This window comes from Geomonas sp., assembly GCF_035254065.1.
Classification (GTDB): Bacteria; Desulfobacterota; Desulfuromonadia; order Geobacterales; family Geobacteraceae; genus Geomonas.
This window is the reverse complement of the sequence record NZ_DATFBA010000006.1, coordinates 1-12,395: the sequence shown is the minus strand read 5'-3', so window position 1 is coordinate 12,395 and position 12,395 is coordinate 1. Positions and strand designations below refer to the sequence as shown.

9 protein-coding genes are annotated in these 12,395 nt (G+C 64.4%); 4 read left to right on the top strand and 5 right to left on the bottom strand.

The features are described from left to right. Positions 1-1,651, bottom strand: a 1,651-nt coding sequence (locus VJ604_RS00400) for a transporter substrate-binding domain-containing protein (protein WP_324079406.1), incomplete at its 3' end; no start/stop codon positions are given. Positions 1,652-1,879: 228 nt separating this feature from the next. On the opposite strand from VJ604_RS00400, the gene VJ604_RS00395 reads away from it, so the two are divergent. Then, positions 1,880-2,377: a hypothetical protein gene (locus tag VJ604_RS00395; protein ID WP_324079405.1), complete on the top strand. Its 498-nt coding sequence runs from the start codon at positions 1,880-1,882 to the stop codon at positions 2,375-2,377. Positions 2,378-2,480: 103 nt separating this feature from the next. Here VJ604_RS00395 and VJ604_RS00390 read toward each other — a convergent pair whose 3' ends face one another. After that, the gene (locus tag VJ604_RS00390; RefSeq protein ID WP_324079404.1) at positions 2,481-4,112 is read right to left on the bottom strand and encodes a methyl-accepting chemotaxis protein; all 1,632 of its coding nucleotides are present in this window, start codon (positions 4,110-4,112) and stop codon (positions 2,481-2,483) included. 238 nt (positions 4,113-4,350) lie between these two features. Here VJ604_RS00390 and VJ604_RS00385 point away from each other — a divergent pair, with 238 nt between their 5' ends. Beyond that, positions 4,351-6,135, top strand: coding sequence for a methyl-accepting chemotaxis protein (locus VJ604_RS00385; protein ID WP_324079403.1), 1,785 nt, complete (start codon positions 4,351-4,353; stop codon positions 6,133-6,135). Between the two features lie 237 nt (positions 6,136-6,372). Here VJ604_RS00385 and VJ604_RS00380 read toward each other — a convergent pair whose 3' ends face one another. Together VJ604_RS00380 and VJ604_RS00375 are read right to left on the bottom strand one after the other, a co-directional pair. After that, positions 6,373-7,134 carry a PP2C family protein-serine/threonine phosphatase gene (locus VJ604_RS00380; RefSeq protein ID WP_324079402.1) on the bottom strand — a complete coding sequence of 254 codons (762 nt, stop codon included), beginning with the start codon at positions 7,132-7,134 and terminating at the stop codon, positions 6,373-6,375. Between the two features lie 213 nt (positions 7,135-7,347). Continuing rightward, positions 7,348-8,193 carry a Clp1/GlmU family protein gene (locus VJ604_RS00375; protein ID WP_324079401.1) on the bottom strand — a complete coding sequence of 282 codons (846 nt, stop codon included), beginning with the start codon at positions 8,191-8,193 and terminating at the stop codon, positions 7,348-7,350. A 162-nt stretch (positions 8,194-8,355) separates the two neighbouring features. Here VJ604_RS00375 and VJ604_RS00370 point away from each other — a divergent pair, with 162 nt between their 5' ends. Then, positions 8,356-10,053 carry an adenosylcobalamin-dependent ribonucleoside-diphosphate reductase gene (locus tag VJ604_RS00370; RefSeq protein WP_324079400.1) on the top strand — a complete coding sequence of 566 codons (1,698 nt, stop codon included), beginning with the start codon at positions 8,356-8,358 and terminating at the stop codon, positions 10,051-10,053. Between the two features lie 2 nt (positions 10,054-10,055). On the opposite strand, the gene VJ604_RS00365 is transcribed toward VJ604_RS00370, so the two are convergent. Beyond that, complete coding sequence (locus VJ604_RS00365) at positions 10,056-11,351, bottom strand: NfeD family protein (protein WP_324079399.1); 1,296 nt, start codon at positions 11,349-11,351, stop codon at positions 10,056-10,058. Between the two features lie 292 nt (positions 11,352-11,643). On the opposite strand from VJ604_RS00365, the gene VJ604_RS00360 reads away from it, so the two are divergent. Beyond that, complete coding sequence (locus tag VJ604_RS00360) at positions 11,644-12,186, top strand: hypothetical protein (protein ID WP_324079398.1); 543 nt, start codon at positions 11,644-11,646, stop codon at positions 12,184-12,186. Positions 12,187-12,395: the final 209 nt, after the last annotated feature.

Genomic DNA, 12,395 nt, shown 5'->3' with positions numbered 1-12,395 from the left:
CCTCGCGCTTGGTGGTAAAGAAGGGATCGGTGAGGCGCACCATGTGCTCGGGGGCGATCCCCTTCCCTTCGTCGCGCACGCTGCAGATCACCCGCCCGTTCTCCGCCCAGGTGGCTATGAAAACCCGTTTCCCCTTCCCTTCCAGCGCCTGCAGGGCGTTCAGCACCAGGTTGACCACCACCTGCTCGACCCGCTGGCCGTTCCCCTGGACCGGAGGCAACCCTTCCGCGTAACTGGCGCTCAGTTCATGGCCGCTCTTCACCACCGACTTCTCCACCAGTCTGACGGCGGCCTGCACCACCTTGTTCACGTCCAGGGACTCGTTCAGCTCCCCGCTCCCCTGCTTGGCGAAGTCCTTCAGATCGGAGACGATCCGCTTGATCCTCTTCGCGGCCTCCTGGGTCTCGGTCAGCATGAGCGGCAACTCGTCGCGCAGCCGTCCGTAGCTGTGCCTGCCGAGGCTGAAATCGCCGTGCTCGGCGCGGTAGGCGTCCAGGATGGGGAGCGACCGGCGGTAGGCCTCCTCGAAAAGCGGCAGGTTCAACAGGATGAGGGCGTTGGGGTTGTTGATCTCGTGGGCGACCCCGGCCACCAGGATGCCGAGCGAGGCCATCTTGTCCGCCTGCACCAGCTGGTCCTGGTGCCGCCGCAACTCCTCCAGCGCCCGCTGTTTTTCGGAGACCTCGCGGGCAAGCTCGCGGGTCCGCTGGGCCACCTGCTTCTGCAGGGTCCGCGACCAGAGCAGGATCGCCCCCAGGATCACCAGGAGCGGCACTGCGACCAGGGCCACGTAACGTGCCACCCGCCGCCAGGTAAGCACCGGCGCTTCCAGCACACCGAGCCATTTGCTGCGGATCTGCTCGTACTGACCGGAGCGCTTCAGGACGGCCAGTCCCTCGTTGAACTTGGCGAGCAGCTCGGTGTTCCCCTTCCTGACGGCGAACCCGTACTCCTGGGTCAGGATCGGCTCCGCCACCGGCACGATCCTCTTCAGCCCCAGCTCGTTCTCCAGGTACTTGCCGGTCAACTTGGAGACCAGCGCGCAGTCGTGCTTGCCGGAGTTCAAAAGCTTCAGCGCGTCGGCGAGGCTGTCGACCAGCACGAGCTTCGCGGAGAGATCGAAGCTCCGCATGAACTCCTCCATGATGCTGTTGCGCATCACGATGACTTCCTTGCCGTGCAGGTCCTTCAGCGAGCGGATCCGCCGGTCGTCCCGGCGCACCCAGATCGACTGGTACAAGATGGCGTGCGGGGTGGAGAAGTCCACCTCGCGGGTCCGCTCCTTGGAGAGCGCCATCCCCTGCACGATGTCGACCTCGCCGTGCGCGAGGGCCCGGCGCATGCTGTCCCAGGGCCCGAGCTTGATCTCCACGTGCAGCCCCATCACCTCGGCAATGGCCTGGGTCAGCTCCACGTTGAAGCCGGCGGGCTGGCCGCTTTTGTCGAGGAACTCATAGGGGGGATAGTTGGAGTCCCCCCCCACCACCACGACCTCCTTGCCGCTCTCCTCCGCGCGGGCGGCGGGCGAGCAGAGCGGGACCAGGATGAGGAGGGCGAGGGCCGTCAGCGGCCAGAGGCGCCTCAGCAGAGGTCGCGCGCTTCGCTGATATGAGAGGAGTGCTCCCCTGGGGAGCGCGGCAATAAGGCGCACCGGGCAAATACCTGTATAATTGGAATTGAGTGAAGCAACTGGAAGAGGAGATGTTGGCATACTATCAACGTCAAAGTCAACAGACGTTGCAAGAGATCTCCGCAGTGGGTGGGAAACAGGATCAGAGAGGGATTTGCTGGCAGAAAACTGCTTGTGTTTTTAGGAACCTCTGGTAAATTTGGTCCATCCTCACGATGGCAGAACTGACTGGATCTAATAGGTGGGCATATGCAGCTTGCACTCTATCTGGAACATGGCGAGCAGTTTGCTCGCGCAGCACAGAAACTTCCCCCCTTCACCAATGTCAACATCGATTCCATCCTGCTAGATTGCGGCCTCGAAGTGCTGCCAGTAGCTGCCTCCCACTTCCTGGGTCCCGATCATCTGCCCGGTATCGAGTTCCCCTACCCCGAGATCCGCGTGGTCTTCCGGCTGAAGGACCGCCCCACGGTATCGGCCATCTACCACATCGACGTCTTCGTGACCGACGCCACCTTGAGCCTCGTCAACCGCGCCATGGGGCACCATCACGTGGAGGTCAACCGGCGCTACGCCCAGATCGAGCGCTTCATCTCCAACAAGGAGAACGGCCTGCTCGAGCTGGTGGGGTGCAGCCACAAGGCCCTGATCGACCGCCTGACCCAGGCCTTCCTCGACCTGCGCGCGGCCTACCTGCAGGCGCTGGAAGAGGAGGGGTGCCTGCCGGTGCCGCGGCACTCACCCTAACCCCGGCACAAAGCCGGTCGGGCAGAGACGGCCACGCCGTCTCTGCCCGCTCATCCGCACGAACACCCCTCTTTCCATTCCCTCTTGGTACCACCCTCAGCCGTCAGGCCAGCTTGAAGCGGCCCACCAGGCTCTGCAGTTCGCTCGCCTGCCGCGCCAGCTGCGCGGCGGCCCCTGCCGTCTCGTCCGCCCCCATCGCGGTCTGCTGAACCACCTCGGTGATCTGCTGGATGTTGGTGGTCACCTCGCTGGTGGTGGCGGTCTGCTGCTCCGCGGCGGTCGCTATCTGTCCCACCTGCAGGGCGAGCTCGTTGATCCCCCCGAGGATTTCCTCCAGCGCGTCGCCCGACTTGCGCGACGAGAAGGCACCCTTTTCCACCTCGCGCACCCCCTCTTCCATGGCCTGCACCGCCTCCCGGGTCTCCCCCTGGATCGCCTTGATCATGGCGCCGATCTCCCGGGTCGCCTTGGAGGTCCGCTCGGCCAGCGCCCTCACCTCGTCGGCCACCACCGCGAAGCCCCGCCCCTGCTCGCCCGCCCTGGCCGCCTCGATGGCGGCGTTGAGGGCCAAGAGGTTGGTCTGGTCGGCGATGTCCTCGATGGTCCCCACGATCTTGCCGATCTCCTCGGAGCGCTCACCCAGCGCCTCCACCGTCTTGGCGGTCTCCCGCACCCGGCCGGCGATCGCCTCCATGCCGGTGATGGTCTCCTTGACCACCCGGGCGCCGGCCTGGGCGGTGGCGGTCGACCTGCCGGAGACCTCGGCGGCCAGCACGCAGTTGCGGGCGATGTCCGAGCTGGTGGCGGACATCTCCTCGCTGGCGGTGGCTACCGTGCCGCTCTGGGAGGCGACCTCCTCCGCCCCGGTGGCGATCTGGGTGGAGGTGGCGTGCAGCTGGCTGGAGGCCGAGGCGATGCCGGTGGAGATCTGCACGGTCTGCGCCACCAGCTCCTTCAGGCTCTTCACCATGTTGCGCATGGCGTGCAGCACCTGCCCGCTCTCGTCCCGCGAGTTCACCGTGATATCCACGCTCAGATCCCCTTCCGCCAGCCGGTTGGCGGCCTCCACCGCCCGGGAGAGAGGGGTGGTGATGAACCTGGCGATCAGCAGACCGAGCCCCACCGCCAGCACCATGCCCAGTGCCACCAGCGCCGTCATGGCGACGGTGGCCGCACTCGCCGTCCGGGCGTTCCCCTCGGCCATCTGCTTGGCGTGCCCCTCTTTGAGCTCGGTCAGCTTGTTGAGCAGCTCCTGCTCGTGCAGGGCCGCCTTTTTCGCGTCACCCTGCATGAGGGCCACCGCCTCCGCCTGCTGCCCGTTCTCGCTTAGCTTGAGGACCTGGTCGGAGAGCTTTATGTAGGTACTCCTGGCCTCCTTGAATTCGTTGAAGATGGTGCGTGAGTCATCGCTCGTGAGCGAGGTGGCGAAGGAGTCCGCCCGCTCGCCCACCATCTGCCGCAAGGAGCGGACAGAATCGATGAAGCCGCGGCGCAGGGCGGGATCCTGCGCCTCCACCGCATCCCTCATGTTGATGCGGGTGCGCTGGAAGGCGACCGACATGGCACCCAGGTCCGCCAGCGGCGCGGTGTACTGCTGGTAGAGCCGGGTGTCCTCGGCGGCGAGCTTGCGAATCCTGGTGATACCGACCAGGCCGATGGCCCCGGCGATTAAGGCAACCGAGAGGAATGCTGCTAACAGCTTGGTCCCAACCTTCAAATCGTTGAATGCTTGCATGATTACACCCCTTCTGTGAACGCTCGCTGCGTGATGCTCTGCTCATCGGCAGCCCCGGCAATTAATCAAGGGGATCCCGCGCCTCCCAGCCAGCGCCAGCTTTGATCGGCCGGCAAATATAGCGCAGAGATAAAGTACAGGTATCACGGATGATTTCAGTTGTGCCAACGACATTTTTTGCGTAATATCCGACCCTGGAAGTACCCCGCCTCACTCATAACGACTAGAGAGAACCAACATGGCAAAACTGCGTCTCGGTTACAACTTCATCCGGGTCTCCCTGCTGACCACCCTGCTGATGTCGCTGGCAGGGGTCTACGCCGTCTTCACCATCCTTTCCGCCGCCCCGGAGGCGCCCTGGCGCCCCTACGCCTACTTCGCCCTCTTCATCCTGGTCATGAACGGCGTGGCGGTGACAACCGTCTTCCTGGTGCTGGCCGCCAGGCAGCTGGCCAAGCGGGTGAAAGTGCTGGCGGCGGCGCTGGACCGCGGCGCGGACGGCGACCTCACCACCCGGCTGGAGAAGACCTTCCAGGACGAGTTCGGAAGCCTGAACGACAACTTCAACACCATGATGGAGCGGCTCTCCGGCGTGGTCGGCAAGGTCAACGTCACCATCGCCGAACTGAAGCAGATCGCCACCGACATCAACGGGGTGGCCAAAACCGGGGTAGCCGCGGCAGAACTGCAGCGCGACGGGGTCAACTCCGCATCGGATGCGGTCCAGGAGATCAACGCCTCGGTACTGCAGATCGCCCGCTGGGTGGAGGGGCTCTCCAGCTCCGCCACCGACAACGCCTCCTCCATCCTTGAGATGTCGGCCAGCATCGAAGAGGTCAGCCAGCACGTGGAGGCCCTCTCCGCAGCGGTGGAGGAGGTGAGCGCCTCCATCATCGAGATGACCGCGGCCGAGAAGCAGATCGGGGAGAGCGCCGACAGCCTCATGCACGAATCGATCAACGCCTCCTCGCTGGTGGGGGAACTGGACGTTTCCATCAAGCAGGTCGGCGAGAATGCCCTGAAGACCGCCAACATCTCCCAGACCGTGCGCCATGACGCCGAGGAGGGCCGGGAGGCCTTCAAGGCCACCATCGCCGGTATCAACGAGATACGCCGCTCCTCCAGCTCGACCGTGGAGGCGATCGAGAACCTGTCCGTGCGGGCGATCGACATCGGCAAGATCCTGGGGGTGATCGACGAGGTCGCCGAGCAGACCAAGCTTCTAGCGCTGAACGCCTCCATCATCGCCGCCCAGGCCGGGGAGCACGGCAAGGGATTCGCCGTAGTGGCCGAGGAGATCAAGGAACTGGCGCGGCGCACCAGCAGCTCCACCCAGGAGATCGCCGAGATCACCAAGGGGGTCCAGGAAGAGACCCAGCGGGTGGTGGCCGCCATCAAGCTTTCCGAGCAGCGGATCGTGGAAGGAGAGCGGCTTACCCAGCGTTCGGGGGAGGTCCTGCAGAAGATCGTGGGAGGGGTACAGCAGGCGACCGATCAGGTCACCGAAATCGCCCAGTTCACCGAGGCACAGTCACGGCTGAGCCAGAACATGAGCATCGCCATGCAGCGGGTGGCCGACATGGTACGCCAGATCGCCAAGGCGACCCGCGAGCAGGGGCGCGGCAGCGAGCAGATCGTCTCGGCCGTCCAGCTCATGAAGGACCTGTCCGGCCAGGTACGCATCTCCACCCGTGCCCAGAGCGAATCGAGCAACCATATCGTGAGAGCCACCGAGGAGATCACCGCCACCATCGGCGACGTACGTCGGGCCTGCGAGGACGAGGCGGCCAGCAGCAAGCTGATCGTCAGGGCGATGGAAGACATCCAGCAGTCCTCCAAGGCGAACCTCGACACCACCCGGGTGATGAACGGTGCGGTGACCAGCTTGACCCGCCAGGTGGGCCTGCTGGAAAAGGAAATGGCCGGTATCCGGTACCAGCAGAAGAAGGAGAAGCCCCGGCAGGAGGCCACGCCGGAGGATCACGCCAGCGCCGAGAGTGCCCCCTCCTTTTCCGCCTCCTAAACCCCACCCTGCCGGATTTAGGGATAGAAAGCACCATCGAAAGCAAATCCCCCCTGTCCCCCCTTTATCAAGGGGGGGACCTGATAGGAAGATCGCCCCACCAAGGGGACGGGCTCCGCAAGGTGCCAGTCCCCTTTTTTTACGTCTTAAAGGAAAGAAAATCTCCCCCCGTCAATGGAAGGACTCCCGCCGAAGGTCCCTTCTCCTTCGAGGAGAAGGACAGGATGAGGATGGGTTCTAGATCTTAGCCGCAGGGAGCGTGCCGGAGGCGACCGCCGGCACCGGTTCCACGATCACCACCGAGACGTTGTCTGCACCACTCTTCTCATTGGCCGCCGCCACCAGGGCGTCCGCGAGATCGTCAAGCTCCCGCCAGGTTCTCCCCATGATCGCCTCGATCTCGACGTCATTGAGTGCGCCGGTCAGCCCATCGCTGCACATCAGCAGCAGGTCCCCCGGCTTCAGCTCGATCTGCCGGATTTCCGGCACCAGCTCCTCCGACAGTCCCACCACCTGGGTCAGGATGTGCCGGTAGGCAGGGGGGATCTGCTCGACAGGCACCTTTTTCACCTCTGCCAGCACCGCCGCGTAGTTGTCATCGGTAGTGAGCGGCCGCAGTTCTCCTCGACGGAACAGGTACATCCTGCTGTCGCCGACGTGGCAGAGGGAAGCGACCAGGCCGCGCACCAGCAGCAAATCGAGGGTGGTGCCCATCCCTTCCAGCGCGGGGTCCGCGAGCGCCGCCTTGGCGACCGCCGAGTGAGCCGCGGCGAGTCCCTCCGCCAGCAGGCGGGGCACGTCCTCTGGACTCTCGACCAGACGCTGTCCGGCCAGCAGCCCGCGCGCCGCGCTAACGGCCAGTTCGCTGGCGACCTCTCCCGCCGGGCCGCCCCCCATGCCATCAGCCAGCAGGAAGAGACCGGTGACCTGATCCGCCAGTACGAAGTCCTCGTTGTTCTCCCGCACCAGTCCGCGATCGCTTCTTTTTGCCGCGCGCATGAGATGCTCCTTTTGTCAGGTAAGAACTCCCCCCTCCGGACCAACCCGTTCAAGCCCGCCCTACCCGTTCAACTCATCTCTCCCCGTTCAACTCATCTCCACTCCGAAAGTCCCCTCTCCCGAAGGGGGAGGGCTAGGGAGGGGGAACTCGGCCACAATCATGGATGCTTCTTAGCCGCCCGTGCCAGCGTCCCCCCGCTTCGAGAGGAGGCGCTAGGGCGAGAACGAGAAATCCCCCAGCACCACCCTGTCGATGCCCCGCAGAGAGGAAAGCGGCGTCAGCACCACCAGTGAATCGGTATCCGCTTCGCTGACCACCCCCAGCCCGCGGGTCTCCCCCTGGTGGTTGAGCCCTACCACCGTTCCCGGCTCCGGCGGGTCGAAGAGAGGATGCACCGGCTTACCGTGGTGGATGAACACCAGCCGCCGGGTTACCAGAAGCTTCTCCCGGCTACCGTGGAAATAGGCGGCCAATCTCGCATGGCGATAGCGGAAGCGGACCTGGGCGGAACGACGCTTGACCAATGGAGAGGGAGCCACACGCACGACGCGCTCCTCGGGAAGCGCCCCCAGGATCGGCTCCAGTTCGTCTCCGGCGTTCACGGCCACCACCAACTGAGGGTCCACCGCCCGGAGCTTGGCCAGCTTGAGCGCCCGTCCCAGGGGGCCATCCACCAGCCCGGTGGTATCGACCAGGGTGACGGCAGCCTCCTGGCGGGTGCGTAGCGCGAAGCGGGCGGTCTCGGCGGCCAGCAGCGACAGGACGCGCACCGGCGAGACCGCCCCCAGGAAGGAGAGTTCGTCCCAGCGAAGGTCGAGATGGCCCGGCGCCGCATGGAAGGTCCGGCTGCTGACCGAACCAGGCAGCCCGAGGAAGGATTGACCGAGGTCGCCATCGACCAAGGCGACCGGAATTCCGGCTGCAGCCACCTCCCCCAGCAGGTAACGGACCAGCGTCGACTTCCCCGAATCGCTCCTTCCCACGAAGACCGCCGTCCCGCGCAGCGCCAGGAGGCGTTCTCGCAGTTCATCCCATCCTGGAGCCGGTACGACGTTCATGGCTGTGACTCCGCTTGTGCAACTGTAAACCCTCCCCCGCCCTCACCCCCGCCCCTCTCCCCTGCAGGGGCGAGGGGGGAGTCGAAGAGAGGGAGCGGCGAGACTCCACGCCTTCCGGTCATGCCTGGTGAGATTTATAATGGTTTGTCGTATACTTAGGCCATGGACCTTTCAGCAAACGCCCTCAAAGTGCTTACCGCCCGTTACCTCCTGAAGGACGAGAACGGAGAGCTGATCGAATCGCCCGAGGAGATGTTCCGCCGGATAGCCTCCGCCGTCGCGTCCGTCGAAAGGCTCTACGGCGGCACCGTCACCCTCTGGGAAGAGCGCTTCTACGAGCTGATGAGCTCGCTTAGGTTCCTTCCCAACTCCCCCACCCTGATGAACGCCGGCAAGCCGTCGGGACAGCTGGCAGCCTGCTTCGTGCTGCCGGTGGAGGATTCGATGCGGGGGATCTTCGAAAGCCTGACCAACGCGGCCCTCATCCTGCAAAGCGGAGGCGGCACCGGCTTCTCCTTCTCCCGACTGCGCCCCAAGGCCGACGTGGTGCGCTCGACCGGAGGCCTGGCCAGCGGGCCGGTCTCCTTCATGAAGATCTACAACACCGCCACCGACGTCATCAAGCAGGGGGGCGCGCGGCGGGGCGCCAACATGGGGATCCTGCGCATCGATCACCCGGACATCCTGGAGTTCATCAAGGTCAAGCGCGGCCTGCACGAGCTCGCCAACTTCAACATCTCGGTGGCCGTCACCGACGATTTCATGGAAGCGCTACGCGCCGACCGCGAGTACCCCGTTATCAACCCGCACTCCGGCAAGGTGGTCAGCACGCTGAAGGCCCGCAAGGTCTTCGACGAGATCGTGGCGAGCGCCTGGCAGACCGGCGATCCGGGCCTCGTCTTCATCGACCGGATCAACCGGGCGAACCCGACCCCGCAGTTGGGGAGCTTCGAAAGCACCAACCCCTGCGGTGAACAGCCGCTCCTTCCCTACGAGGCGTGCGTGCTCGGCTCGCTCAACCTGTCCAAGTACGTGGAGCGCGGCGACCTGAGCTTCCCGAGGCTGAAGAACGACATCAAGATCGCCGTCCGTTTCCTCGACGACATCATCGACGCCAACTGCTACCCGCTACCGGCCGTGGAAAAGATGCACAAGGGAAACCGCAAGATAGGTCTTGGGGTGATGGGATGGGCAGACCTCTTGATCCTGCTCGGCCTCCCCTACGACCATCCCGCCTCCTTCGAACTCGCGCGCAAGGTGATGAAGTTCATCACCGACAGCTCCCGGGAGGCCTCGGCGGAGCTTGCCGCCCAGCGCGGGGTCTTCCCGAACTTCACCGGCTCCATCTACGACGCCCCCGGCATGCCGCGCGTCCGCAACGCCACCACCACGACCATCGCGCCGACCGGCACCCTCTCCACCATCGCCGATTGCTCGAGCGGCATCGAACCGATCTTCGCCATAGCGTACCGGCGGCTGGTGCTGGACACCGAACTGACCGAGCTGAACCGGCTGTTCGTCGACATCGCCGTGGACCGCGGCTTCTATTCCGACCTCCTGATGAAGGACGTGATCAGACAGGGGAGCCTGAACGGGTTGGAGGACATTCCGGACGATGTGAGAAGGCTGTTCAGGACGGCGCTGGAAATACCGGCTGAGGCCCACGTGGACATGCAGGCCGCCTTCCAGGAGTTCACCGACAACGCGGTTTCCAAGACCGTCAACCTCCCCACCGGCGCGACCCGGGAGGAGGTGGCCAGGACCTTCCTGTCCGCCTACGAGAAGGGTGTCAAAGGGATCACCATCTTCCGCTACGGCGCCAAGCAGGGAACCATGGTGAAGTTCAGCGACACGGATTGAGCTCACCCCTTTACCGGGCCCGGTTTCACCCCCTGCTTCCGGACCGACACGCACAGCCCTTCCACCCCGGTCACCTCCACCTTCTCTCCCTTGCCGATCGGCTCGCTGCTTCTGGCCTGCCAGGTTTCGCCGTGCAGCAGCACCTTTCCCTCAGGGGTGATATCGGTCTCGGCAGTCCCCACCGCCCCCAACATGGCCTCTACGCCGGTCAGCGGCTTCTGGCGGTGGGCCTCGATCACCTTGGCGACCACCACCAGGAAGAAGACGAGGGTGGCCAGCACGGTGCCGCCGATCATCCACCAGGACAGGCGCAGGTAGGGCTCTTTGGAAGGGAACAGGAGCAGCGAGCCAAGCACCATGGCGACGCAGCCCCCCACCGCCAGGATGCCGTGCGAGACGATCTTGACCTCCGCGATGAACAGGATGATGGCGAGCAGGATCAACAGGGCGCCGGCGTAGTTGACCGGCAGCGTCTGGAAGGCGAAGAAGGCGAGGATGAGCGAGATGCCGCCGATCACCCCCGGCAGGATCACGCCCGGGTTGGCGAGTTCGAAGAAGATGCCGAATATCCCCGCCAGCATGAGCAGGTAGGCGAGGTCCGGGTTGCTGATGGCGTTCAAAATGCGATCCCTGCTTCCCATCGGGTAGCTTATGAGCCGGGCGCCGGAGAGGTGCAGCACCGTCTCCTTACCGCCCCTCACCAGGTGCCGCCCCTCCAGCTTGGCAAGCAGCGCCTGCCGGTCGTCCGCCAGGAGGTCCACCACCCCTTCCGCCACCGCCTTGTCGGCGCGGAGCGAGATGCTTTGCCGGACCATCTGCCTGGCAAGGTCGGCGTTGCGCCCCCGCTTGACGGCGATCCCTTCCAGGTAGGCCTCGGCATCGTTAAGCACCTTCTCGGCCATCACCTTGTCCGGCTGCTGCCCCAGGCTCACCGGGTGAGCGGCGCCGATATTGGTACCCGGCGCCATGGCGCAGAGGTCGGCAGCCAGCGCGATGACCGCCCCGGCCGAAGCGGCGCGCGCCCCGGAGGGGGTCACGTAGACCACCACCGGGACCGCGCTGGCGAACAGGGCCTGCACCGTCTGACGCATGGCGGTGTCCAGGCCGCCCGGGGTGTCCATCTCCACCAGCACCATCCGGTCGCCCCGCGCGCCTGCCGCCTCGATATTGCGCTGCAGGTAATCGGCGGTCGCCGGATTGATCGGACCGCGTACCGAGAGCACGGCGACCTGTGTCGGCGCCGCGTGCAGTGTGAGGGGAAGCACCAGGATCAGTATGAGAAGGGATAAGCGCACCATGAGGGAAAATATATCAGTCCCGCCACTCATGGCAACGGCACCGACTGTTCCTTCCCTTCCCCGGAGAGGGTGCTGATCGATAAAGAAATTGCAGAGCGCGCGGCATTTGAGTATAAAGGGCTAGCGGGTAAAGTCACCAGCGTTATGTATAAGCAAAGCCTAATAACTGAGCAGAAGAGCCGGATGGCAAATGCCTTCCCGTAACAGCTTACTCTGCAGCATCCGCAACCGTCCAGGAGAAGCACAGATGTCGTCGAAGGGAACTAAACGCAACAACGCAGCAGCTTTGTCGATGGAAGATATGTTCATGCTGGACCAGTGTGCTCTGATCGAGACCAAGTGCGCGGAAGTCTACAAGCACTTCGCCAAGATTACCGCCGACACCCCGGAACTTGAGGCGCTCTGGAAGAAAACCGCGCTGGAGGAAGAGCACCACGCCCTGCAGTTCAACATGCTCGCCCGGGTGAAGGAAGGGATAACTGCCATCAGGGCCGACCTCGACAAGGTCAAGTTCGTCCTCCAGCAACTGGATGACCTCTTTGCGCGCATCGGCAAAGCAAAGCTCACCGCTGTCGAGACCTTGGAGGTGGGGATCAGGCTGGAGACCTATCTCAGCCAATATCACTGCAACTCCATCATCGTCTGTGAGGATCCCGACATGGCCAAGCTGCTGGACGCCATGATGAAGATCGACGTGGAACACTCGGAAATGCTGAAAAGGGTGCTGCAGAGGATGACGCACCCGTCCTGCAAAGCCGGCAAGCTGCCCGGCGAAGCAGACCCTGCCGCAGCCGACAAACCGGAGTTCCCCGAAACCGTGGCCCCCCGGAAGTAGCCATCTACCAGAACGGCTGCCCGTCGCCCTCCGGCCGGGCAGCCCTCGACAGCGCAAGCCCTCTCCCTGACCACTTCCTCTGCTGTCAAACATCCCCTCTCTCACCGAGCACCCTCCTCTGTTGTCAACCCATCCCGTCCCCCACCGCCACCCCTTCGTCGTTCCCCAGCCAGCCCCGCATTCACAGGATAAGCTTGACAAAGTGGCAG

Coding starts and splice junctions, on each gene's coding strand:
- VJ604_RS00375 (WP_324079401.1), bottom strand. CDS start 8,193: ATGAACGTCGTACCGGCTCCAGGATGGGATGAACTGCGAGAACGCCTC.
- VJ604_RS00380 (WP_324079402.1), bottom strand. CDS start 7,134: ATGCGCGCGGCAAAAAGAAGCGATCGCGGACTGGTGCGGGAGAACAAC.
- VJ604_RS00390 (WP_324079404.1), bottom strand. CDS start 4,112: ATGCAAGCATTCAACGATTTGAAGGTTGGGACCAAGCTGTTAGCAGCA.
- VJ604_RS00370 (WP_324079400.1), top strand. CDS start 8,356: ATGGACCTTTCAGCAAACGCCCTCAAAGTGCTTACCGCCCGTTACCTC.
- VJ604_RS00395 (WP_324079405.1), top strand. CDS start 1,880: ATGCAGCTTGCACTCTATCTGGAACATGGCGAGCAGTTTGCTCGCGCA.
- VJ604_RS00360 (WP_324079398.1), top strand. CDS start 11,644: ATGGAAGATATGTTCATGCTGGACCAGTGTGCTCTGATCGAGACCAAG.
- VJ604_RS00365 (WP_324079399.1), bottom strand. CDS start 11,351: ATGGTGCGCTTATCCCTTCTCATACTGATCCTGGTGCTTCCCCTCACA.
- VJ604_RS00385 (WP_324079403.1), top strand. CDS start 4,351: ATGGCAAAACTGCGTCTCGGTTACAACTTCATCCGGGTCTCCCTGCTG.